The following is a 23845-nucleotide window of genomic DNA, read 5'->3' as shown; positions in this document are numbered from 1 at the left end:
CATCACGCACGAACCACGCTCACGCCGGCGGCCTCCAGCGGCGCGGTCAATCCCGCATCGGTCGAGCGCTCGACCACCACGGTCTGTGCAAGCGTCACGTCGCCGATGGCATAAGCCGACGCCGCGTTGAGCTTTTCCCTGGTCGCAAGAACGATAGTCTCCGCAGAACGCGCGGCAAGCGCACGTTTCACGTAGGCCTCTTCGAGATCGCCGGTGCTGAGTCCCGCTGTGGGATGAACACCGGTCACGCCCATGAAGTAGAGGTCGGCGTGGATATGTGACATCGCCTCGATGGCGGCTGCGCCAACCGTCACGATCGAATGTTTGTAGAGCCTGCCGCCGATCACGATCACTTCGATCGACGGGTGTTCGGCCAGCGCGACGGCAATCGTGGGGCTGTGCGTCACGACCGTCGCCGACAGCGAGGACGGGATGTGCCTGACGAGTTCGGCGCAGGTCGTCCCGCCGTCGATGATCACGATCTGTCCGGGCTCGATCATCGCTGCCGCGGCCATGCCGATCGCGCGTTTGCCCGACGACTCCAGCGTGCGCCGCTTCGAAAAAAAAGCGACAGCCGACGATGCGGGCAGCGCGCCGCCGTGAACCCGCTGCAGCGAACCCTCGGCGGCGAGTTCGCGCAAGTCCCGCCGGATGGTGTCCTCCGACACGCCGAACTGCACGGCGAGAGGCGCCGCGAGCACCTGCCCGTCCCGGGCAAGCCGTTCGAGGATGGTTTTCTTACGTTGGCTGGTCAACATAGATTTGCACGTTTTTTCTTGATATTACACGAAATTGCACGATATCATCAATGCCACTAATCCGCCGAGGAGGAGCCGGCCATGGCTGCCACGCAAGACCGTGTACGCATCATCGATACGACCGTGCTGTCCGACGACTGGTACGTGCTGAAGAAAACAACGTTCGAATTCCTGCGGCGCGACGGCACGTGGCAGCGGCAAACGCGCGAAACGTACGACCGGGGCAACGGCGCGACGCTCCTGCTGTTCAACCGTGCGAGAAAAACCGTGGTGCTGACCCGGCAATTCCGCTTGCCCGCGTTCGTCAACCGTCACGACGGGATGATGCTGGAAGCCGCGGCGGGTCTGCTCGAAAAGGCGTCGCCGGAAGAACGCATTCGTGCCGAGGTGGAGGAAGAAACCGGCTACCGCGTGCAAGACGTGCAGAAAGTCTTCGAGGCTTATATGAGCCCCGGCTCGGTGACGGAGAAGCTGCACTTTTTCATCGCCGAATACGATGCCGGGAAGCGGGTCGGCAACGGCGGCGGAGTGCAAACCGAAGGTGAAGACATCGAGGTCGTCGAGCTGGCGCTGGAAGAAGCTTTGGCAGGCATGCGCCGTGGCGACATCGTCGATGCCAAGACCATCATGCTGCTGCAATTCCTTGCGCTGCGCGAACTGGCGGAGCAGCGTCCACAGTGACGCCGCGGCTCGTCCTCGTTGCCGACCCTTGTTGCACTTAGACCGACTTCACTTCCCCGCCATCCATCCTCAACGTCGAGCCCGTCATCCAGTGAGCGGCGGGCGAGACGACGAACGCCATCAACCCGGCGATCTCCTCCGGTGTGCCATAGCGCGCAATGCCCGCTTCGGCAGGAAACTTCTCCGTTGCTTCTTCGACGGTCATGTCGTGCAGCGGCGCCCAATGCTCCAGATAGGAGCGGCGCCGGCCGGTCATCACCGGTCCCGGCAGGACGCTGTTGACCTGCACGCCATCGGTAATGCCACGCTCCGAGAAAGCTTTCGCGAGCGCGACGATCGCCGCGTTGATCGTGCCCACTGCCGCATACGGCGCCTTGGGAAACAGCGCCGAGTTGCCCGACATCAACACTACCGATCCACCCGTCTTCTTCAACGACGCCCATGCCGCCATCGTCAGACGCCGCGCGCCGTGCAGCTTCAGTGCGAAGCCGCGCTCCCATTGCTCGTCGGTCATGTCGAATACGTCGATCTGCGGCACGGCGCCCGCGATGTTGAGCAACGCGTCGATCTTCCCGAACGCGGCGAGCGTTCGATCGACCACTTGCTGTGCAGCCTCGGGCTCGGCGAGATCGAGATCGACGACGAGCGCTTCGGCGCCGGCCCGCCTGACCTCGATCGCGACCTGATCGAGGTTCTCCCGATTGCGCGCGACGATCACGACCGACGAGAAATCCCGCGCCAGCCTGATGGCGGTCGAGCGACCGATTCCCTGGCTTGCGCCCGTGACAATTGCGACTCTGCTAGCCATTTCCACTCTCCTGAATTCAAGAACACACGAATGGCGGTCAAACAACGACGACCATCTTTCCACCGGCCTCGTTGGCTTCCATCACGCGATGCGCTTCGTGAATCTCGTCGAAACCGAATACGCGCGACGGCTTTGCATCGAGGCGACCGGCGGCCACGTCTTCGGCAATCTTTTGCAGCGGCACGTCGGCAAGCGCAAAGCCTGGCGTGCCAAACACGAAGCTGCCGAAGAACGTCAGATAGACGCCGCTCGCCATTTGCAGCAGCGGATTGAAATCCACAATCGGATCGAGTCCGCCGAGCCAGCCCGCGAGGCAAGCCCGACCGCCTCGCCGCAGCATCGCGAGCGAGTCGAGCACGGTGCTATTGCCGACGAGATCGAGCACGGCGTCGATCGGCGTCGCCCCGGCGATCCGCTTCGACAGATCAGCCCCTTCCCTCTCGACACGCGATGCGCCCATCGCTTCGAGCATCGCGGCACGCGCCGGGTTGCGGGTCGTCGCGATCACGTTTGCGCCCGCGTTCACCGCGAGTTTCAGTGCCGCCTGTCCGAACGACGACGTCGCACCTCGGATGACCAACGTCTGCCCCTGCGCAATCTCCAGATTGCGGAACAGACACGTCCACGCGGTGGCATACGTTTCAGGAATCGCGGCGAGCTCCGCCCACGACAGATCAGCCTCGATCAGCGCGACGTTGGAGGCCGGCGCCCGCGTGTATTGCGCGTAGCTGCCGTTGATGGTTCGGCCGAGACCGCCCATCAGCGCGGCGACTTTGGCGCCAACCGGAAACTCGCCGCCGGGACACGACTTCACCACCCCCACACATTCGATGCCGCTGACCTTCGCGGCTTCCGCCCATTCTCCGCGCCGCATATGCATCTCGGCGTGATTGATCCCGAAGCCCTTGATTTCGATGACCACGTGGCCCGCCAATGGCTCCGGTTCCGGCAACTCCGTATAGACGAGGCTATCAAGACCGCCGAACTTCTCGAGCACGATTGCCCGCATGACTGCTCTCCTGACAATGGGGTGATCCGGCTATCTGCGCTGAGCCTGTGCGTACACCGTTCAGCGAGTGAGGAAATCCGAAATGGCCGCGGCGATCTCGCTCGCGTGCGTCTCCAGGGCGAAATGGCCGGTATCGAAGAAGCGCACGTCCGCGTCGGGCAAGTCACGCTTGAATGCCTCTGCTCCAGCGGGCAGGAAGAACGGATCGTGCTTTCCCCACACCGCGAGAAACGGTGGCTGATGCGTGCGGAAATACTGCTGGAACGACGGATACAGCGCGACGTTGCTTCGGTAGTCGCCGAACAGATCGAGCTGGACTTCGTCCGCACCCGGCCGGCTCAGATAGAACTCGTCGAGCGAATAACCGTCCGGCGATACGGCGGCCGCGTCGGGAACGCCGTGCGTGTATTGCCAGACCGTCGTTTCGTGCGTGAGCATGCCGCGCAGCGCTTCGCGATTGGCGCGAGACGGCTCCTGCCAGTACGCGCGGATCGGATTCCAGCCGTCGCTCAAACCCTCTTCATAAGCGTTGCCGTTCTGCGATATCAACGCCGCAATCCGCTCGGGATGCTTGAGCGCCAGACGAAAGCCAGTCGGTGCGCCGTAGTCGAACACGTACAACGCAAAGCGATCGAAGCCGACTACTTCAGTGAAGCGATCGATCACGTTCGCCATGTTGTCGAACGTATAGGCGAAGCGGTCCCGTGACGGCATGTCCGACTGTCCGAAGCCAGGCAGATCGGGCGCAACGATATGAAAACGGTCCGCGAGCTTCGGAATCAGATCGCGAAACATATGGCTCGAACTCGGAAAGCCGTGCAGAAGCAGCAGCTTCGGCGCGCCGGGACGGCCGGCTTCACGATAGAACACCTTGAAGCCGTCGACGTCGGCATGGCGATAAGAAATTGACGACATGGTTTTTCTCCACAAATGAACGGGAATGAGCGGCTAACTCGACTGCATGACTCGATCGCCAGCGCTTTCAACGCGCCGACACGGCCCGTGAAGCTTCGACGATGAGGCTGGTCACGGCGTCGGGCGCCGTGATAATCGGCGAGTGGTCGACCTCGCACGAACGCACTTCGGCGTTCATGCGGCGCACCATGAAATGTTGGGTGTCAGGGCTGATCATCCGGTCCTGTTCCGCGACAACGAACCAGCTCGGCCGGTCTCTCCAAAGCGGGCGCTCGACCTTTTTGCCGATGCACGCCGCCGCGATCGGACGCTGAACCGCGGCGAGCAGCGCCAGTTCCTGCGGCGCCGCGTGGTGCGCGAACGCGGAGGCGAACGCGTCTTCCGGCAGCCATATCAGGCCATGCGCGTCAGGCGCCAGACTCGGCGCTTGCGGATGCGCCGCGCCGCGATAGAACACGTCGGCCACCGTTTCCCCTTCATCGGGCGCAAGCGCGGCCACGTAGACCAATGCCGCGACGTTTGCCGCGCGGGTCGATCCGATCACCGCTCCCGCATACGCATGGCCCGCCAGCACGATGGGACCATCGATCCGTTCGAGTGTGCGATCGAGCGCGGCCACGTCGTCGTTCAGCGACGTCAGTGGCAACGGCGCCGCGACCGCGTTCACGCCCTGCTCTCTCAAACCATGGATCACCTTGCTCCAGCTCGATCCATCCGCCCATGCGCCGTGCACCAGCACTACGTTCAGCTTGCCCGAAGACATGTTTCACTCCTCTGAAAAAAAGTCGACGCTACCCATCTTCGATGTCGCTTCAACCGCGACGATATGTAACCGTCTTAATGCGTTTATTTAGGTTACTCATTCGACAAGTAACTTGTCAACAGCATTTTTACTGGTTACACTTTCTTCATCCTGTTTTGCTTGCGTGACGAGATGGACTACCACCCGATTCCCCCGATATTTGTGGCCGACGCGCCCGGCCTCGATTTCCTGAACTCGGTTGCAACGCCGGTGGACGAGGAAGTCGACTGGATCAGCGACGGCGCCGGTCTGCTGGCCTGGCTGGCACAGGCCGGGCTGGTGCCGCCGGCCGCACTCGCGGCAATCCGCGCGCAGGCCACCTCCGCCGAGCTCGATGCCGTGGCGGCCCAGGCGCGTTCGCTGCGCGAGTGGTTCAGGGGCTTTGTCCAGAAGAGGAAGGGACGCTCGCTGAGCGCGAAAGACCTGCGTGAGCTCGGGCCGCTGAATCAGTTGCTCGAGCGGGACGAGCAATTCGGCGAAATCGTGGCGAGCACCGCGGAAGGCGCGACGAGCTTTGAATTCCACGCGAATCGCCGCTGGAAATCGGCGGAGTCGTTGCTGATGCCGCTCGCGGAATTGCTCGCCAGGCTGGTGTGCGAGGAAGACTTCACGTACGTGAAAGCGTGTGAAGGTCCGCGCTGCACGCTGCTCTTCGCCGATCACACCCGGGGCCACGCGCGCCGCTGGTGCAGCATGGCGATCTGCGGCAACCGCGCGAAGGTCGCCGCCCACCGGGCGCGGCTCAGGGAACAGAAGAACGGCTGACGACGCGGGCACGGCACCCAAGCGGATCGCCTGAGCGCGATTGCTGCAAACGCGTGCGGAACTTGGCGCAGTCAGCGTGTGGCTGGGTCCGCCACTGACGTTGCACGAGCGCAGGCCGCTACCCCGTATTCGACTTTACATGACCAGGCTCGACCGGCGTCTTGCTCATTCAGGGAGGGTGCTATGCGCGAAGCAAAGGTAACCCCGGAAGGTAACCCCGGAACGGTTGACTGCGTTCTCAGACGCCGTGTTCGCCGTGATCGTGACCGTCATGGTGCTGGAACTCAAGGCGCCCGAGGAACCGGCATTTTCGGACCTGTGGCCCTTATGGCCGATGGCCGTCAGCTATGCGGTGAGCTACGTATTCATCGTCATTATCTGGATCAACCATCATCACCTGATGAGGTTCGCCGGCGCGCCGACGCTGGGGTTCATCTGGATCAACTTCACCCATCTCTTCCTGGTCTCGCTGCTGCCCCTCGCCACCGCGTGGGTCGCGCGCACGCAACTCGCGTCGGCTCCCGTGGTGTTTTATGCGGGACTGTTCGTCTGCATCGACATTGCGTACAACATCTTCGAAGACCGCATCCTGTCCGGTGCGGATACGGGCCAGCGGCCCGCGCGCGCACGTCGCGCGGCGCGATCCCGGTCATTGGTCGTGCTCGCGGGCTTCGCGGTCGCCATGCTGGTTGCCATCGTCGCGCCGCGCATCGGCTTTGCGCTGATATGCGGGTCATTGATGCTTCACTTGCGGCCCGATGTTTCGGGTCGCCGCGCGTGAGCGGTTTCACAAATCGATGACCACGTCGCCAACCGGTTGTGAGCAGCAAACGAGAAGGTTACCGCTGGCAGGCTTGTCGAGCGGCTCAGGTCCATAGGTCACCTCCCCCGATATCAGACCGCACTCGCAGTTGTGACAGACACCTGTGCGGCACGACCAGCGCACCGGGACATCGCATGCTTCGGCCAGTTCGAGAACGCTTTGATAGACCGACGCATCCCAATGCACCGCGATGCCGCTGCGTGCGAACGATATCAACGGACCCGTGTTGGCGTCTTGTTCCGGCAGATGCGGCGCGCGCGCCGCAGCCCCGACGATGCCCGGATTCAGCGATTCGCTGCCGTTGAAGAGTTCGACGTGAATCCGTTGCGGCGCGACGCCGAAGTTGGCGAGCGCTTCTTTCATGTCGGCCATGAAGCGGGACGGTCCGCAGATGTAGACGTCCGCATCCCGCGAGACACCGACCTCGTCGAGAACGGCCCGCGAAAGATGACCGGCCGTGTCGAAATCCTCGCCCATGCGATCCTGTGCCGCTGGCGCGCTATAGCAGACATGGCTGCGCCCATGAGCGAGCGCGAGCACGAGCTCGCGGGCTTCGCCGGCGAACGGATGATGCTGCCGGTCGTGCGCCGCGTGAAGCCACAAGACCTGCCGCATCGAGCGCGCTGACGACAGCGCGTGCAGCATCGCCAGCACCGGCGTCGCTCCGATCCCCGCGCTGACGAACACGACGGGGCCGTCTCCCGGCTGCAGAACAAAACTTCCGCGCGGCGCGCTGACGTCGAGCACGTCGCCCACCCGAACATGCTGCCGCAAGTAGCTGCCGGCCACGCCGTGCGGCTCCGTCTTCACGCTGATCCGATACTGCTGCGTCGAGAGGTCGCCCGACAGCGAATAGCTGCGAAAAAGTGGCGGGCCACCTGCTGCCGGTCGAAGGCGCAACACGACGTACTGGCCAGGCAGCGCCGCGCGCAGCGGCCGGCCATCGACGCTCCTGAACGTCAGCGACATGACGTCGGCGGACTCCTGCCCGATCGCCGCGACGGTGAGCGCGTTGAATCCCGCTTCGACCGGATGCGAAGCGGCTGCGGGCGCAAGCCCGGCATTGCCGACCGTCGAGCCTGTCGCGTGGCTTTGCAGTAGCGCCTCAAACGACCACCGCCATCCCGGCGACAGCGCCTCGATCCGCAACGCGCGTTCGAGCCGGTCGCGCGGATGATCGGGTGAATAAAGGAGCGCGTTGGCTTCGGCGACCGTCATTCGCTCGCGCGCCTCGCCCACTTTCACGATCTCGTCGCCGGCGCCCACTTCGCCCTCCCGCAGCACGCGCAGGTAGAAGCCCGGCCGCCCGCTGGATGTCAGCAGAGCCGGCATCCGGGGTTCGTTCATCCGGATGCCCACGCGATAGCACGTCACCCGAGGCTGCGTCACCTCGAACAGTGCGCCGCCGATCTGATAACGGTCACCGATACACACGACGGCATCGGGCATACCTTCGATCGTGAAGTTCTCGCCGAACTGTCCGTACGCGAGATCCGTCCGTTGCAGCTGCTCCTGCCAATAGCGGCTCGATTCGATCTGATAGACGAAGACGGCGCGTTGCTCACCGCCGTGTCCCGCGAGGTCGCCCTGTCCGTCTCCTGCGAGGTTCAACCGGCCGGCCCAACAGCGCCCCTGCACCGGGTTCTTCCAGATGCCCGTGTGCACGGTGCGGCCCTTCCAGGCGATATTGCGCGGAAGTCCGACGTTGACCGATAGCAGTCGAGCCATATTCATTCTCCACAGTCGCAAGAGCGCGTTCGTGAATGCTCGCTCACAGCCGTTTGCGTGCCGCAAGCACTTCGTCGACGGTCAGTTCGCGGTGGGGGCCGTGTGGAATCACCGTCTGCACCGGTTCGAGATGGAGCCGGTTCGTTCAACCGGTACTAGCGAAGTTCCGGCGAATTGGAACGCTCAGCGATGGCGCACGCGATGACCATGGTGATGCCATTTGTCGGGTATGTAAACGCTTTGCTGGCCGAGGGCGCGGTTGGCACGATGCTCCGTCATCGCGGCGCAATCTGAACTCATGCACCCGGTGCTCCCGTAGGAGCGGATTGGCAGGCTCGTCAACAACCAGCGCCGTTGCATATCGGGCCGCGATTGGCGTGGCCGACAAGCTGTATGATGGCGGGCTCGCGCCGGAGCGAAAGCCCGCGCGGGCGGCCCGCGCAGCAGATCGCGCACAGCCCGCCGCGGTTCCACGGTGCCAACCTATCCATTCACGACGACCCAGAGGACGACTCGCCATGACGGCCGCAACGCAATTCGATCAGGTTTCCATTATCAAACGAGCCAACGTCTATTTCGACGGCAAGTGTGTTTCGCACACCGTGCTCTTCGCCGACGGCTCGCGAAAGACGCTTGGCGTGATCCTGCCCGGCGCGCTCAACTTCGGTACCGACGCGCCGGAACTCATGGAAGTGCAAGCCGGCCAGTGCCGCATCCGCCTCAAAGGCAGCGACGAGTGGAAAACGTATGGCGCAGGTGAATCGTTTTCGGTGCCCGGTAAGAGCCGCTTCGATATCGACGTGGTCGAAACGCTTGATTACGTTTGCAGCTATCTGTAAAGACCGATGGCCGCGCGGCGTCCGTTGCCGCGCGCGATTTTGCGCGCGGACGGTGGTATTGAAGCCGTGCATTAATGGCCAGGATGGGCGGGGCGGCGTTGGGGTTCACCTGGGCAACTCGTACGTCTGAACAACGGTCGTTCACACCCCATCGGCGGATGACGGTGCAGGGCATTCACAAAAGGTCATTCGCCCGTTACAATGGCGCCCCCTTGCCCAGGTGGCGAAATTGGTAGACGCACTATCTTGAGGGGGTAGCGCCGAAAGGCGTGCGGGTTCAAATCCCGCCCTGGGCACCAGAGAATGTTCCGGCAAGATCCGGGAAAGACCGAAGACCCCCGCCCGACATGGGTTTCGGGGGTTTTTTGTTGCGGCTGCAGTTCCATCTGACACGTGGACAGCCTGTGGTAGGTCGTGGCATTTCTGGTGGGGTTTGACGAGCATTGACGGTGTTTCCTTCATCATCCCGCGAGAGGCTTGTCACGCGGGGCGCTTCTTGGGTCGTTACATCGCCTCCGTACCTAAACGCGATTGATCACCTGCGTGGACATCGTATGGCTCTGGTATGGCTGGGACACGACATAGGAGCGTTGAGGAAAATACGTTCCGCATCGATAGGCGCGGAAAGAGCTTCTGACTCAACTCACAATGAATCCGTAAGTCGTGAAGTTGCAGATAGCATGTGTAGCAAAACCGAGCTCAGTGGCCGAGCCCAAGCGATGGTCGAACGATATGCCGTGGACCTGCTTTCAATGATCTCGGAGATCTCGCGAGTTCTGCGGGTCGGCGGGCGCGCTACCTTCGTGGTGGGCAATTCTTGCCTGAAGGGCGCGTGTATCCAGAACTCTGCAGGCGTAATGCGTGCGGCGGAAATCGCAGGCATGGTCGCATGCAGCGTAGTGGAGCGTGAACTTCCGCAGCGAAGTCGGTACTTGCCGATCACTGATGCTGGGTCGCTTTCGAAGCGGATGCGCACAGAGACCGTCATTACCCTTACGCGGTGATTCACGCGTGGTGCCCATACATACGAGTCACCGCCAAGATTCGTCGGACTGCAGGCGTGACGTGTTGTGGCTCGTCTCTGCGGGACATGTGTGGAATTGGCAGCGCCCCAGCGATGTCTGTCATCTTGCACAATGTCTCTTTTTGACCTCTGAACTTCGGTGACGCTTGTATCATCGAGCCGAAATTTTTGCTGGTAGCGGTGTGGCTAGCCTCATTCGATCAGGCCTGCTCTAAGAGCATATTTCAAAAAGAGCTTTAACCCCCTGTTAACTCAAACGCAAAGCTGTTAACCTCGACCGTTGTGACAAGCGGAACGAGGAGATGGCCAAGCCAATCATCGACGACCAATTGTGGGCATTGATCGAACCACTCTTGCCCCCAGCAAGGCCGAGGCGCTTCCGGTATCCGGGGCGCAAGCCTGTAGCAATCGGGCTGCGCTGACCGGAATACTGTTCGTGCTCAAGAGCGGTATTCGCTGGAGCGAACTACCCTCCGAGATGGGCTGCGGATCGGGCATCAGTTGCTGGCGTCGCCTGCGCGACTGGCAACAGGCTGGCGTTCGGGACCGACTGCACGAGATCCTGCTCGCGAAGTTGCGCGCTGCCGATCGGATCGACTTCTCTCGCGTCGTCATCGATTCCACTTCTGTTCGAGCGGTTGGGGCGGGCGAAAAACTGGACCGAACCCCACCGATCGTGCGCGACCCGGTTCCAAACATCACGTCGCCACCGACGCCAACGGCACGCCGCTCGCGATCATCCTGACGGGCGCGAACCGCAACGACATCACGCAACTCCTTCCACTGGTCGACGCCATCCCACCGGTTCGCGGTATGCGTGGTCGGCCACTGCGCAAGCCAGGCCGAATCTATGCGGATCGTGCTTACGATCACGACAGGTATCGCCGGCCGTTGCACGCTGCCGGGATTCCTGCATCGATTGCCCGGCGCGGCGAACCTCACGGCAGCGGTCTTGGCAAAGTACGTTGGGTCGTCGAGCGCACCAATGCGTGGCTGCACGGATTCCGCCGTCTTCGCACGCGATTTGAGCGTCGTGCCGACATCCATGAAGGGCTCCTCAAACTCGCCTGTTGCCTGATCTGCTGGCGAACGCTTCAGCGCTCGGACGACTCTTTTTGAAACATGCTCTAAGACCTTCTGTCGTTTTCGAAGGTCAACGGTTGCCATGTGCGGGCCGGCCTGGAGCCGCGCGGCTGTCGGGACAGATAGTGCGGCCTAGCACGGTTGACAGCCCATCGATTCGGAAACGACATCCGTAATGGCCGGTTTTCCTATGGGGTGAAGACCAGTTGCATCGGCCGTTGCCTTGAGGATAGCTGATCGGGTTACTGGTCGAAGTCTTCGTGGAAGCGGTCGATCTGATGCATACGCTCGTGCAGGATTGTGACGATACCAATATCGCCATTGGAAAGGAGGCGCCAGTAGACAAAATGGCGTTCGTAGCGAAAGAAATATCCCTGGACACCGAGTTCGGCTGGTACGGGACGCGAGGGCGTTTGGTGACTGGCGATGCCATCAAAGGCCCCGAATAAACCCGAAATGTAACGGTCGGCCTGCTGTGTGCCCCAGCGATCGCGCGTATAGCGATAGATTTCATCTATCCGGAAAGACGCAGCATCCTGGATGCGGACCTGGGCCTTGGGCATGGCCTATCGCGCCCGGTTGCGCGCGATCACGTCAGTCGCCGTCAGTGGTTTGTACGACGATTCGGGGGCCGAGTAGGCCCCCGCCAGTTCAGCCTTGAGTCGCTCAAATGCTTCCGCCTCCTGGCGTTCCTTGTCGCGGCGAATCAAGTCTCGAACATACTCGCTAACATTTTCATAAGCACCATGTTCCCCGACATTTGCGGCAACGAAGTCGCTCAGGGGGCCGCTAAGGCGAACCGTCATGGTCGTAGGGGTGGGACGGGACACGGTCCACTCCAAAGATGTACATGTATTCAATATACTCAAAAACGAATACGGAGGCAATCATCGATGTCTTCCCGAACGCGAGGGCGTCTCCTGTTCTCAATGTCGATCCGCCTCGGCGCATGACAGGCCAAGTGTAGGTCGGGCGATCGGACCCTCGGGAATCCAAGGATTCCACCTTAACCGAATGTCCAGATTTCCGCAGCCACATCTCAGAAAAGACTCACCAAAACTTTAGATGCTGTTTCTGGCCCGTTTTCTGAGTGCGTGCGGCGTATGCTACACGGCCCTTCTGGGCAAGGGCTTCTGGCCGGTAATGGATGGCTGGCGGCGATTTAGGTCGCAGTCCCGCGCAGTCAGTATGGCGAGGCCTGCTTTTTGCAATTTGGGATGCGAGGCGCGCACGACATAACCCGGCAGCTCTGAGGACCGACTTCCAGATGGCGCTGACGGCTTCGTCGTGGTTGCGCGACACACTGATCGCGTGGTTCTTGGGGGCGGGCGCCGCAATGCGCCCCGCGGAAATTCTCAAGCTAGTTGTCGCCTCAATGAATAAATTTCTGGCGGCCTTTCTCTCATAGGTTACGGCGCTACGAGGTGACGCGACTGGAGTTTCTTGCAGCGAGCAACGCGGGCTGACGAGCGCTACGCAATGCTTCTTTCACGAGCAAGCCAATGATCATTGCCTACCTGTCAAAAGTGCCATCGTGAGGCGCATTCGGAATCGCGGATTGCTTTGGGCGCAATCCGACATCAGACCCGGACCGCCAGTGTCCTTCGCTGCGGAAAGCCGCTCGAGACACGTTGCAAGGCATAACCGGCACACCCTGCCACGCTCCTTTTTGCAGCCGAGCCTTCCGGATCTTGCGCGTGCCGTAGAATTCGCCAATGGATTGAAAACTATTCTATGGCACCGGCTCCAAAGCCGCGCAAGTCGAGACAATCTGGCGGCAGACGGCCGATGACGCGGGACATGTTACTGCCCCTGCCGGCGACGATCTCTCGTCACCGTTCACTCGAGCACCATCTGGCGCTTGCCGCGTTGCTCGCCCGAAACTGCAATATCGAACTGATCGGTCGGCTGTTCAGGGCCGTGTACCTCGCCTATTTCGTTCACGAAACGTTGACTGGCCATCGCTCCCTTGAGCCTTTCCGGACCTCCGAGGCTGCGCTGCACGCTATCGCCGCCCGCATCAAGACTGCGGATGAATGGTCGCTGTCTGAAGCTGACGGGCAAGCCCTTGAACACGTTCTGTCGTTGCACGACGAACAGCTCTCGACACTCCCCTCGCATCGGATTGCACAGGCCGATGAACAGTTAAACATTTTTCTTGCCAACGACGCGCTGTCGCCGATTGCGCCAGACGAAGATCACGACACCTGAATCGCGGGATCCCCGACGCACACGTCGGGCCATAGCCTGACATACAGGATGTACTCGCACGGCGCCGCCCTTTGCACAACGACTTCGCTGGTATATCCCGCACCGTGCCAGACCGATGGGCATCCTGCTTCGCGGGACCGGTCAGCGTGGTGCGGGTACATGGACAGGCGATCCGCCCGCGCTTCTTCAGGCAACAGATCTTTGCGAACGGGCCATTGGCCCCGGTGTTGGTGCCGCACAAGGGAGCAGCGCGAGCACTGACCGTGAGGCCAGGACACTGATCGCGCATGGCTCTTCGGGCGCCCTCTACGTGTACGTCGGCATCGTGCAGTGTCTCCGTAGCGATGCGCCCGGGCAACACGTTGCACAGGCAGACTTCCGACCCGGGACGTTCGCCGACCGTTCAGGAGCCTCCGCCTCTCTGCATTCGCCGGGAGCCGGCTGCTCGATCACCAGTCGTCACGCCAACTGCTGATAGAATCGGTCGCAGAAAATATCCGTCGGAGCACGGCTGATCATGGAGTACCGAGTCAGTTATGAGCACAGTCTGGCAAGCGCCCCCAATGACTTTATCGCGCGTATCGCCTCGCAGCTAGTCGACGACATTCCCGCGAACATTCCGCGCGCGCTGCTCCCCGAATTCATCGCAGACCTGATCCTGAAACGATCACCCCAGATCGGCAGGATCCGTGACCTGAAGATACTGTAGCGCTTCCCGGCCTGAAGCAACTGCAGCCTGGTCCACGCCGCACGACTGTTTCCCTGCCATCGTCAGCGTTGATGCAGGTAACGCGCTGCACCGGTTGCAACGGAAATTTCGGTCGTGCAATCCATGTTTCTTCCCCGGGTCGATTACCTCCGCCCTCGCAACCGTATCGACGATGCCTCTGATGAACGTCCTTGATGCCTTCCCGTTGAAACCTGCCAGTGTCCTGCGTCATCGCAGCCGGATTATTGTGCGGCGGTCAGCCGTTCACGGCAGAGGGGTGTTCGCCACGCGCGCACTTGTGGCCGGCGAACTCATCTGTGAGTACCTGGGCGAACGGATCTCATGGGACGAGGTCGTGCTTCGTCACCCGCGCGATCCGGCACAGCCGGATCACACCTTCTACTTCGACGTCGGCAACGGTACCGTCATTGACGGGGCAATCGGCGGTAACAGTGCCAGATGGGTCAACCATGCATGTCGCCCCAACTGCGAAGCCGAGGACCGCGATGGCCGGATCTTCATTCGCACCGTGAACCCGGTGCTCGCCGGCGAAGAGTTGTGCATCGACTACGCGCTCTTCGTGGAAGGACGGCACACCCGTCAGCTTCGGGAGCGGTACGCCTGCCATTGCGGCGCGCCGGACTGCCGGGGAACCATGCTGGCCAGACGGGGAAGGCAGTCTGGGAAAGAGCATATTTCAGTGTCTGCCCGTGGGCTGGTCGAGGACAGTGCGGATGCGGACGTGGCAGCACGGGCCGCAATCCACATTCGGACGACTATCGCGGACACGCTGATCGACGCATAGCGGGAAGCTCCCGATGCTGCTTCGTCGCGGAGCGGTGGAATTCACAGGGTGTCGTGCCCGGCGTGAACCTCCCGTGCAACCACCGGGCAACGCTGGGGCAGAACACTGGCACTTCCGGCATGAGCATGGTCGACACCGCCGATCCCGTCCGGCTGCCTGCCAGCGCGTTGGTCAGGAGAATCCATGTCGCACGCGGGCTGCGCTTCGCACAGCCCTCCCCAGAGTTCCCCCGTGCCGGCGATGCGCCTGCCTCCCGATCTGCTGAACCTCGAACGCTAAAGACGTCATCACGATCTGCCAGAACGCCGCAAGAATCTGCGTCAGCACGCGAACCCGGTCGGTCGCTTCAGGTCGCATTCGTGTGCACGCTTTAGCCACGCGTGAGCAATCGGCGTGGGATCTCCCGCCTGCTCACTGTTCAGGCCACTACTTCGCAAACGCCCCAGCGCGTCTTGATGATTGCGCCCACCCGTACGGCCTGCGCGCCCACCGATCGCGCGCGAAATGTCACGGTGGCGCCCCGCGCATGCGCGAAGGGTCCAATCTCGACCACCATGAGTTCGTGGTCCCGGAACCTGATACGCGATCCGGCGAACGCGCTGGTCCGTGAACGGCTGGGCGCCGGGCCATGCGGTTTCGGTGTAGCACCCTGGGAATGCATGCTCAAACCCGCGAGCAGTTCAACATCGGCTGGCAAAGGCATCGGTAGTAACGATCTGTTTTCCAGTCCGGCATTCTAGCGACGACGCGGGCGATGCCAGCTCTGTCGGCACGTACCGGCGCGGGCATAGGCTATCTGTCGTACATACCTTGAAGATCTCGTCGCAAAGGGGCGTGTCCAGCCGAATGTCGCCACCGCCTGTCATGGCGTTGTCCTCAACGACCGGTGTCAGTGGTTCGGTGCAGCAGGCTGTGTTATCGCAGTGCTGAAACCCTCACCGGGCGCCCCCGCGCTGCGCTGCGGGCGGGCTTTCGTGCTTCGCACCGGGCCGCCGGCGGCGTCCCGGCCCTCCCGGGCTTCAATCCCTGGCGCAAAACCTCAACCCCCGACACCCAAGACCTTTAACCCCCAGTCAGGTGAAGGCCTCACGCGGCCTCCACATTCGCGCTCGCCGCGCGGCGGCTCATCCCGGTCAAACCCGACGCTTCGCATCCACCAGTCTCCTGTGTTCCCGCCCGACACCCGCGACCGTAGCCGATGGCGGGCAAACGTCAAGGGGCGAGGGACCGTGTTGCCCGCACCCCTCCCTCACCTTTTTTCCTTGACGTTTGCCCGCCACCGGCTCCTTGAGTCGCACGGGCGCGAACTCAGGAGACTGGCGGCGGTAAAGCCAACCCCGGGTTCCACCAGGACGAGCCCAACCCCTACAACGGGGCGGAATCTTGGAGCCCGGTCAGCGCAACACCGATCAACCTCTTTTGTTGTGGAGAGTGCCATGCAACTCGCTTCCTCTTTCCGTTACGGCTCGCCGATGCTCCGCTCCGACTCACCCATGTCGGACGACCAGATCCACCGCGTCGCCCCGTCCATCTTCGCGGACGGCAAGCACGAAAGCCGCTCGGAGCGCTACACCTACATCCCCACCATCGACGTGCTGTGCGGCCTGCGCAACGAAGGATTCCAGCCGTTCATGGTCTGCCAGACTCGCGTGCGCCACGACGACCGCCGCGAATTCACCAAACACATGATCCGCATGCGGCACGCCGACGAAATCACCGGCGAAGAAGCCAACGAGATCATCCTGCTCAACTCGCATGACGGCACGAGCAGCTACCAGATGCTGGCTGGGGCCTACCGGTTTGTCTGCCAGAACGGCATGGTCGCCGGAGACACCATGCGCGATATCCGCGTCCCCCACAAGGGCAACATCGTGCAGAACGTCATCAACGGCGCGTTCGACGTGCTCGACGGCTTCGACCTGATCCGCGAGCAGAAGGAAGGCATGAAGGCCCTCACGCTCGACCGCGACGAACAGTACGCCTTCGCACGCTCCGCGCTCGCGCTGCGCTACGACCCGACCGACGCCGAAGCCCCCGCACCTGTCACCGACAGCCAACTGCTCGCCCCGCGTCGCTTCGAGGATCGCCGCGACGACCTCTGGACGGTGTTTCAGAGGGTCCAGGAAAACCTCACCAAGGGCGGGCTGCATGGACGCTCGCGCAGCGGACGCTCCATGTCCACCCGTCCCATCACCGGCATCGACCAGAACGTGAAGCTCAACCGCGCGCTGTGGATGCTCGCTGAGGCGATGCACCAGATGAAGGCGTAAGCACCGCAGGGGCGGCGTTTCCGCGCCGCTCCCAAGTCGATCAGGACTCCTCTCCGGGTCAAGTCCTGACGTATCCGGCAGCAGCCGACCCGGAACCTTCTCTCCAACCTTCTGGAGTCAGTCATGCAAGCCCAAGTTGAAACTGCTGTAGCAGAAACCACTGAAAGCGCATCGCCGCTCGAAACCAGTTTCGGCAACGAGCAACCCGTCATCACCGTGCCGTATTCCAGCCTGCGGCCCTCGCCACTCAACGCCCGCACCCAACCCCTTTCGGGTATTCCAGGCCTCGCCGCCAACATCCGCGCCAAGGGCCTTTTGCAGAATCTTGTAGTTCACGAAATGAAAGGCGGACGCGGCAAACAGCGCCGCTATGGTGTCTGCGCGGGCCAGCGCCGCGAGGCCGCGCTCGACCTGCTGTTCGAACAGAAGCACATCGCTGCCGACTATCCGGTGCCGGTGCGCCTCGTCAGCGAAGGCGAAGCCCTCGCCATTTCGCTGATCGAGAACAGCGAACGTGAAGGACTCGACCCATTCGACGTGCTGCGCGCGTACCGGATGCTGGCCGAGCAAGGGCGCAGCGTCGATTACATCGCCGCGCTGTTCTCCGCGTCGCCGCTTACTGTCAAGCGCCGCATGAAGCTCGCCGACGTGTCGCCCAGGCTGCTCGCGCTGCTGCGCGAGGATGCGATCACGCTCGATCAGCTTGCCGCGCTCGCCCTCGCAGACGACCATGAAACGCAGGAACACATCTGGTTCGACGCGAATGACTGGCAGCGCCAGCCCAACTATCTGCGGCAGGCCATCACGCGTGCCGAGATCGACGCGAGCCGCAGCCGGCTCGTGCGCTTCGTCGGCGTTGCCGTCTACGAAGCAGCGGGCGGCTACGTTCGCCGCGATCTGTTCAGCGACGACGAAAACGCCGGGTACATTGCCGACGCGGAACTGTTGCGGAAGCTCGTCGCGCAGAAGCTCGATGCCGCCGCAGAGGAAGTGCGCGCAGAAGGATGGGGCTGGATTGAAACACGCGTCGAGCGCGACTTTCTAGAACTGAACCGCGATGGCAGGCTGCGTCCGGTCCAGCGTCCGTACACCGACGACGAACAGCGGCAGATGGACGCGCTCACCGCGCAGCAGGACGGACTCGCCGAAAAGCTGGAGGCGCTGCCGGAGGACGACGAAAGCGCCTACGAGGAAGCGGACCGCTTGAATGACGAGATCGAGCACGTCAGTGCCGCCCTCATCGCCCTCGAAAGCGTCGCGGTCGTATGGGACGAACAGCAGATGGCCGAAGCGGGGGCATTTGTCATCGTCGGACCGCAGGGCGAACTCGTCATCGAGCGCGGCCTCGTGCGCCGCGAGAACGCCGACGCGCTCGAAGCCGCAGGTGCGCATGTCACCGGCACGCCCGAAGCCGAAGCGCACGATGCGGTGTGCGCAACAGTCCCGAAGGTCAAACCGGCCCACAGCGCAAAGCTCTGCCAGCGCCTCACCGCGCACCGCACCGCCGCCATGCGTGCGGAACTCGCCGCACAGCCCGCCGTGGCGCTCGCCGCGCTGCTGCATCACCTGGTCCCGAAGGCGCTGCCTGAGCATTTCGGGCACACGTCCGCGCGCGACTTCCTCGCCCTGACCGGCACGAACAATCACGACGGACTGCTGCGCGCCGCCGACGACCTGGACACCAGCCCCGCATGGAGCGCCATCGAGACGCAACGCGCGCGGTGGATCGCGGAATTGCCCGCGAAGCGGGCTGACCTGCTGCCCTGGCTCGTCCAGCAGGACCCCGGCACGACGCTGCTCGATCTGCTCGCGTTCTGCACCGGCACCCTGCTCGACGGGATCGCGGGCGAAGAAAGGCCGCATGCGATCAACGCGCTCGCAGGTGCGCTGAACCTCGACATGACCGGGTACTGGACGCCCACCCGCGCCACGTATTTCGACCATGTCAGCAAGGCGCGCATTGCCGAAGTCGTCGCTGCCGCCCTATCGCCGAAGGCTGCAGCCGACCTCGAAAAGATGAAGAAAGCTGACGCTGCAGCCGCCGCCGAACTGCGGCTCGCGAAAGTCGCCTGGGTGCCCGAAATCTTCACCGACCGGGAAATCCCGGCCGCACCCTCATGGGAGAGTCGCGACGACGATGAGGATGAGAACGGGACCGACGGTGCGGAAACCGGAGCCGAAGCGGAAGAAACGTCGGAAGGCAAGGACGCCGATACGGAAGCGGATGCCGGTCACGGCCCGGAACACGCCAATGACACCCCGCCCGATGCGTGCGCCGCGCCTGCCTCCGCTGGCGAGCAGTCACCGTGGCCTTTCCCGACCGCTGACAGCATAGGCACCGTGAGCACCGCGCAGTCCGGCCCGCGCGCGGCGTAACCCCACCCCCGCCCTGGCAACGGGGCAGCGCAGGCGGAGCGCCACCCCATCACGCCCTGCCGCCTGCGCATCCCACCTGAACCGGAGAGTCCGTCATGTTCAACCATATCCGCATGGTCGTGCTCGCGACCAACGCCGTGGGTTCGCCCGATCTTTTCCTCACTTCCGTCGAGGCAACCGGCACGCAGTACCAACATGGGTGCCATTACGACATGGCATTGCTGCGCGCCCGCGATGAAGGCTACACCCCTCCGATGATTGCCTTCGACCAGTACGACGCGGCGGCTTGCATGCTCCGCCGCGCCGCCGCGTTCATCGAAGGCGACGCCGCCGAGGTATAACCCGTGCAGGCAGACGGCTTGCCGCCTGCCTGCTTCAGCGGATGCCCGCCCTGTCCAGCCAGTTCCGGCAAAACCGCTTGATGTACCTGCGAAACCGCGCGCGAATGAAGTCGTCACAACCTTGCCGGGAGATCGCCGTGAACACTTCTGACCTGCCGCCCCGCCGCAAGACAGCAGCTTGCCGAAATCGCCAAAAGGATACTTTGCGTGGAAACCCTCGAAACCCGCCACTCCGACTGGCTCGATTTCTACGACACTGCACTCCGGTCTATCCGGGCAGCGCTTGAAGCAGCTTACCTGGCCGGTGTCGCCAGCGCGAGATCCGGTGCTGCTTGAACACGACCCTGGCCGCTCGCCATTCGGGTGGTCTCCAATACGACAGGTGCCAAAACGCAGACCGTCCGGGCTTTTCCCGACAGTCGTCACGCTCGCCGCACGCTCGCCACCTTACCGACGAAATTCACAACAGCCCGACCTGTGGACTGGCCCTGTCCGACGCCGTCGCCACCGTCATGCAGAAGCAGATGAACTGGAAAATTGGCAGCAGGATGAGCCGCCAGTAGGGCTTCGCGCACGGCAAGCCCTGACTGACGCGCTTCGTGATTCATTGCGGCCTGACAGAAGGCGATACCGGCGCGGTGTAGCCTGTCAAGACGGACGGCAAACCATCTGCCCGCACCCAATGGTGCCCTGCCCACCACCCTGCCAGCCCTCCCGCGAGAGCCGCCAGCAGCATCACCACCAGTCCGCCCGCCACCAGTCCGTAGCACGCCCTCACGAATCGCCGCATGGCGACCCGCTCGAATGACACGAGCGCCGCATCGAGCCGTTGCCGCTGTTCACGTGCCGCGACCGCCGTCGCCGCCACGAGCCGGTTTCCGGCAGCACGCGCAATCCGGTTCGCCGCCCGCTGCGTGACCGCAGCGAGCGCCTCATCGTTCAGCGCAGCAAGCGCCGCCCGGTAGCGTGCCTCGTGCTCGACAGTCATCTTCTCCGCCAGTGTGATCGTTTCCTTGCAGCGTGCGAGCGCGTCGCGATGCTGCACCATTAGCGCCTGCGTCGCCGCCTGCGCTTCGGCGCGCGCCGCATCGACGCCGCCCGCGCCCGCCTGCCGGATGCGCTCCGGTATCGCCTCGTAAAGGCGCACGTAGTATTCGAGCGCCGCCAGCACCGACCACAGCGCGTCGTTGTCACGCAGGTTCAGCGCCGCCGACACGCGGCGCATGCGCAGCAGGCTCGTGTCGTCCGGCGGCTCGCCGCACACTTCAAGGAACAGCCGCGCGAGCGGATCAGGCGGGCGCGGGTGCTGCTCCCGCCGCGTATGCCGCTCACGCATCGCCGGTCACCTGCGCGAACATCACGTCGTAACACGCCCGCCAGCGCAGCAGTTCCGCGCGCTGCCCGATGGGCAGCGTCTCAACCGCCTTGCGTACCGACAGCCGCTGGCTGCGCAGGTCATCCGCAACGCGGTCGGCCAGTTCGGGAAAATCCAGCGACCTGCCCTTCGTCTCGATAGTCTTGCGCAGCTTCGAATCGTGATACAGCACGAAGCGTTCAGCCGTACCGTACAGGCCATTGCGCACGACATGCACGGTCGCATCGGGGAACGTATCGCTGAACTGCCGCAGCAGTTCAAGACTGTCGCGCTGCCGGTTGATGACCCAGAACACGACGAGCCGCCGTCCGAGTTCATCGAGCGTACTGCCCAGTGTCGCGCCGTATCGCGTGACGCCGTCCTGATTGCGTGCCGCCGTGCTGACCACCACGACCGCATCGCGATGCGCGTCGCAGTAGTTCACCATGTCGATCCAGCCGCCCGCCGTGTCCAGATCGAATGATGCGCAATCGATCTCGTCGTGCACCGCGCGCATCACGTCCGGGTTCGATGTATCGTTTTCCACCAGCACGGTATTCACGCCCCGGCGTTGCAGGTGATCCACGAGCGCAAGCGCAACCACGCTCTTGCCGACACCGCCCTTGCCGCCGCCGACGAGATAGATGGGATTAACTGTCGTGTCGACTGTCGTGCTCATGGCGACTCCCTACAGATCGTCGGTGTCGGGCCGGATCGCAAATCCGAGCGTGCCCTGCACCGGTATGGGTTGTCTGGTTACGGTCTTTCCCCCGTCCTTGCGGACCTGATTCGTGCGTGGCGGCGCATCGGGCTGACGCGCCGCTGCGCCGCCCGCCTGCCCTGCCGCACGCGCGCCCGACGACGGGCGCGTGCCATTCCCGGCACCGCTGCCCTTCCCGGTTGCGCGCAGCGCATAGCGGATCGTTCCCGCCGTGATGTCGATGCCGTGCGGCTTCGCCTGCTCCGCGATCTGCTCCAGTGTGTAGCCCTTCACCTGCGCCGCGCGTACGCGTGCACGCATGTCTTTCATCGCATCGCGCACCGTGACGCCATGTTCAGCCTCGGGCTTTTCAGGTAGTGCATCGAGCGCGCGGGCGAACGCCTCCCATTGCGACTTTGTATAGACCCTCGCGACAGGCATGAGTCACCCTCCTGCGCACACCGTTACGCACCACCTTCACACCATCCTGCGCATAGCGGGCACACGCGTCAACCACCTTTTTTCGCATGGCAAGCGCGCATGGGAACACCTGGGAAGCGACGAGAATCCGTGAGAACAACGCACTTTTTTTGCCTGTCGTACGCGTGCGACACATCTTCCGTTACGCATCCCGGTTTACTCCTGACACGCATGCTGTTCGACCGGCATCGTCCCCGGTTACGCAGGACGTCGACCAACAGTACGCAGCCTATGCACATCGAACAAGAGGAACTCAGGACGCGCACAAGCGTAGCGAATCGAACATCAATGCGTCAGTCACGCGCACAGCCTGCGACACCGTCAGCGGAGCTGATACGCACGCAGCGGTGCCGACCCTGAACACGTTACACGCGTGTCCATTCGCAAGACATGCACACAACGGCACGCACGCGTTACTCACGCGATTGACACCTGAACGCGAAAGCATCACGCACGGGTTACGCATCCTTTAACGCACAGGCATACGCGTGCCGTTTACTCCAGAAGGAAGACCTCTACGCAACGCCCTTGCTCACCCATTCGCACATGATGGTGCAGGGCCTGAACGGACGTTTACGCGGCGACGGAAACCTCAACGCAAAACGTTTACGCGGAGCGACAAAATGCGCACTGAGAACACGGTATTGCAGGATAGGCTACCGCCGGTTTTGGGCGCCATGCGACGCACTCGTACTATGCAAACCCAACCGACGGATGAATTGCCGCAAAGGAACGCAGCGGACGAGCATCAATCCGCTGTGGCATCGCTTGCGTTGCGGTCGGATCGTTCGCGACAATCGGGATGCAGCGTTCCGTGCTCCGGACCGATCTTCTATTCATTGCAACGACCTGTGGCGCCGCCGTGTGCTACGGCGCGCGCAGCATGACGCGCATCGGCATCCGAAAACTCAATTGGCTGAAATCGGAGCGAGGATCTCGTTTCAGGCGCGTTCCCAGATGCCAGCTTGACACAGCAATGAAACCATCAAGATATGAAGAGTTATCTTGATGGCGCGGGGAGAAGGACCTGCCGCGCTAATTCAGTGGTCGTCAACAAATATAGGACTGGCGAATGGCTGCTGCGGGAAAGCATCACGGGCTCTTGTCGACCCGACCCCGCCGTTGGATCCCGCACTAGGTTAACGGCAGCTTTCGAGGGTTGATCGGCCATTCCTGCCGCTCGACACGCCCCCCTTTGCAAGGTACAAGCAGGGCACCCGACCAGGTGCATGCGCAAATGCCCCTTTGTCTTTCGAAACGCGCTACTACCATTAGGCTGTGTTGTGCGGTATGGCGGCTTTCGCGCCTTGCCTGGTCGCAACAACCTGCGTTCCGCGGCAACGACTTTCCACGAACCACGTTTC

At 62.7% G+C, this 23845-nt stretch carries 22 protein-coding genes, 1 tRNA gene and 1 pseudogene; 13 read left to right on the top strand and 11 right to left on the bottom strand.

All coding sequences use genetic code 11. The features are described 5' to 3' along the window. Positions 1–2: 2 nt before the first annotated feature. Positions 3–758: a DeoR/GlpR family DNA-binding transcription regulator gene (locus PQQ53_RS03400; protein WP_408323294.1), complete on the bottom strand. Its 756-nt coding sequence runs from the start codon at positions 756–758 to the stop codon at positions 3–5. Positions 759–839: 81 nt separating this feature from the next. Here PQQ53_RS03400 and PQQ53_RS03395 point away from each other — a divergent pair, with 81 nt between their 5' ends. After that, positions 840–1439, top strand: a complete 600-nt coding sequence (locus PQQ53_RS03395) for an NUDIX domain-containing protein (RefSeq protein ID WP_408323293.1) — start codon at positions 840–842, stop codon at positions 1437–1439. A gap of 37 nt (positions 1440–1476) precedes the next feature. Here the strand turns inward: PQQ53_RS03395 and PQQ53_RS03390 are convergent, their stop codons facing one another. The 4 genes from PQQ53_RS03390 to PQQ53_RS03375 all read right to left on the bottom strand — a co-directional run bounded on the left by PQQ53_RS03390 (position 1477) and on the right by PQQ53_RS03375 (position 4934). Next, positions 1477–2247, bottom strand: coding sequence for an SDR family oxidoreductase (locus PQQ53_RS03390; protein ID WP_408323292.1), 771 nt, complete (start codon positions 2245–2247; stop codon positions 1477–1479). Positions 2248–2284: 37 nt separating this feature from the next. Further along, on the bottom strand, positions 2285–3256 hold the full coding sequence (locus PQQ53_RS03385) for a zinc-binding alcohol dehydrogenase family protein (RefSeq protein WP_408323291.1): 972 nt from the start codon (positions 3254–3256) through the stop codon (positions 2285–2287). A gap of 60 nt (positions 3257–3316) precedes the next feature. Then, a complete protein-coding gene (locus PQQ53_RS03380) occupies positions 3317–4171 on the bottom strand; it encodes an alpha/beta fold hydrolase (protein WP_408140963.1) in 855 nt (284 codons plus the stop codon). Between the two features lie 67 nt (positions 4172–4238). Beyond that, on the bottom strand, positions 4239–4934 hold the full coding sequence (locus PQQ53_RS03375; protein WP_408323290.1) for an alpha/beta fold hydrolase: 696 nt from the start codon (positions 4932–4934) through the stop codon (positions 4239–4241). 171 nt (positions 4935–5105) lie between these two features. Here PQQ53_RS03375 and PQQ53_RS03370 point away from each other — a divergent pair, with 171 nt between their 5' ends. After that, positions 5106–5738 carry a CGNR zinc finger domain-containing protein gene (locus tag PQQ53_RS03370; RefSeq protein ID WP_408140959.1) on the top strand — a complete coding sequence of 211 codons (633 nt, stop codon included), beginning with the start codon at positions 5106–5108 and terminating at the stop codon, positions 5736–5738. Positions 5739–5964: 226 nt separating this feature from the next. Beyond that, entirely contained in the window at positions 5965–6519 is a 555-nt protein-coding gene (locus tag PQQ53_RS03365; RefSeq protein WP_408140957.1) for a TMEM175 family protein, read from the top strand. Positions 6520–6525: 6 nt separating this feature from the next. On the opposite strand, the gene PQQ53_RS03360 is transcribed toward PQQ53_RS03365, so the two are convergent. Continuing rightward, the gene (locus PQQ53_RS03360; protein ID WP_408323289.1) at positions 6526–8289 is read right to left on the bottom strand and encodes an MOSC domain-containing protein; all 1764 of its coding nucleotides are present in this window, start codon (positions 8287–8289) and stop codon (positions 6526–6528) included. Between the two features lie 518 nt (positions 8290–8807). Here PQQ53_RS03360 and ppnP point away from each other — a divergent pair. The 3 genes and pseudogenes from ppnP to PQQ53_RS03345 all read left to right on the top strand — a co-directional run bounded on the left by ppnP (position 8808) and on the right by PQQ53_RS03345 (position 11271). Continuing rightward, positions 8808–9128: a pyrimidine/purine nucleoside phosphorylase gene (ppnP, locus tag PQQ53_RS03355; protein WP_408141259.1), complete on the top strand. Its 321-nt coding sequence runs from the start codon at positions 8808–8810 to the stop codon at positions 9126–9128. Positions 9129–9342: 214 nt separating this feature from the next. Beyond that, positions 9343–9427 (top strand) — tRNA-Leu (locus tag PQQ53_RS03350). Between the two features lie 1027 nt (positions 9428–10454). Further along, a pseudogene (locus tag PQQ53_RS03345) lies at positions 10455–11271 on the top strand (IS5 family transposase). Between the two features lie 206 nt (positions 11272–11477). On the opposite strand, the gene PQQ53_RS03340 reads toward PQQ53_RS03345, so the two are convergent. Then, entirely contained in the window at positions 11478–11798 is a 321-nt protein-coding gene (locus PQQ53_RS03340; RefSeq protein ID WP_408140953.1) for a type II toxin-antitoxin system RelE/ParE family toxin, read from the bottom strand. Positions 11799–11801: 3 nt separating this feature from the next. Then, on the bottom strand, positions 11802–12065 hold the full coding sequence (locus PQQ53_RS03335) for a ribbon-helix-helix domain-containing protein (protein WP_408140951.1): 264 nt from the start codon (positions 12063–12065) through the stop codon (positions 11802–11804). Between the two features lie 970 nt (positions 12066–13035). On the opposite strand from PQQ53_RS03335, the gene PQQ53_RS03330 reads away from it, so the two are divergent. The 7 genes from PQQ53_RS03330 (at position 13036) to PQQ53_RS03300 (ending at position 20283) form a co-directional block, all read left to right on the top strand. Next, complete coding sequence (locus PQQ53_RS03330; RefSeq protein ID WP_408140949.1) at positions 13036–13446, top strand: hypothetical protein; 411 nt, start codon at positions 13036–13038, stop codon at positions 13444–13446. A gap of 517 nt (positions 13447–13963) precedes the next feature. Continuing rightward, positions 13964–14155, top strand: a complete 192-nt coding sequence (locus tag PQQ53_RS03325) for a hypothetical protein (RefSeq protein WP_408140948.1) — start codon at positions 13964–13966, stop codon at positions 14153–14155. A 181-nt stretch (positions 14156–14336) separates the two neighbouring features. Continuing rightward, entirely contained in the window at positions 14337–14960 is a 624-nt protein-coding gene (locus PQQ53_RS03320) for an SET domain-containing protein (RefSeq protein ID WP_408323288.1), read from the top strand. A gap of 1436 nt (positions 14961–16396) precedes the next feature. Beyond that, positions 16397–17230, top strand: a complete 834-nt coding sequence (locus tag PQQ53_RS03315; RefSeq protein ID WP_408140944.1) for a DUF932 domain-containing protein — start codon at positions 16397–16399, stop codon at positions 17228–17230. A gap of 123 nt (positions 17231–17353) precedes the next feature. After that, on the top strand, positions 17354–19606 hold the full coding sequence (locus tag PQQ53_RS03310) for a ParB/RepB/Spo0J family partition protein (RefSeq protein ID WP_408323287.1): 2253 nt from the start codon (positions 17354–17356) through the stop codon (positions 19604–19606). A 95-nt stretch (positions 19607–19701) separates the two neighbouring features. Beyond that, positions 19702–19947, top strand: a complete 246-nt coding sequence (locus PQQ53_RS03305) for a hypothetical protein (protein ID WP_408323286.1) — start codon at positions 19702–19704, stop codon at positions 19945–19947. Positions 19948–20094: 147 nt separating this feature from the next. Next, a complete protein-coding gene (locus PQQ53_RS03300; protein WP_408150767.1) occupies positions 20095–20283 on the top strand; it encodes a DUF6900 domain-containing protein in 189 nt (62 codons plus the stop codon). Positions 20284–20551: 268 nt separating this feature from the next. On the opposite strand, the gene PQQ53_RS03295 is transcribed toward PQQ53_RS03300, so the two are convergent. Genes PQQ53_RS03295 through PQQ53_RS03285 form a run of 3 tightly spaced genes read right to left on the bottom strand, consistent with a single transcriptional unit; the run spans position 20552 to position 22442 of the window. Continuing rightward, complete coding sequence (locus tag PQQ53_RS03295; protein WP_408150759.1) at positions 20552–21283, bottom strand: hypothetical protein; 732 nt, start codon at positions 21281–21283, stop codon at positions 20552–20554. After that, the gene (locus PQQ53_RS03290; protein ID WP_408150757.1) at positions 21276–21980 is read right to left on the bottom strand and encodes a nucleotide-binding protein; all 705 of its coding nucleotides are present in this window, start codon (positions 21978–21980) and stop codon (positions 21276–21278) included. Before PQQ53_RS03290 ends, PQQ53_RS03295 begins: the two co-directional genes overlap by 8 nt. Positions 21981–21989: 9 nt before the next feature. Beyond that, on the bottom strand, positions 21990–22442 hold the full coding sequence (locus PQQ53_RS03285; protein WP_408152138.1) for a hypothetical protein: 453 nt from the start codon (positions 22440–22442) through the stop codon (positions 21990–21992). Between the last annotated feature and the right edge of the window lie 1403 nt (positions 22443–23845).

The organism is Paraburkholderia strydomiana, from assembly GCF_046030495.1.
Taxonomy (GTDB): domain Bacteria; phylum Pseudomonadota; class Gammaproteobacteria; order Burkholderiales; family Burkholderiaceae; genus Paraburkholderia; species Paraburkholderia strydomiana_A.
This window is presented reverse-complemented; position numbering and strand designations above follow the sequence as displayed.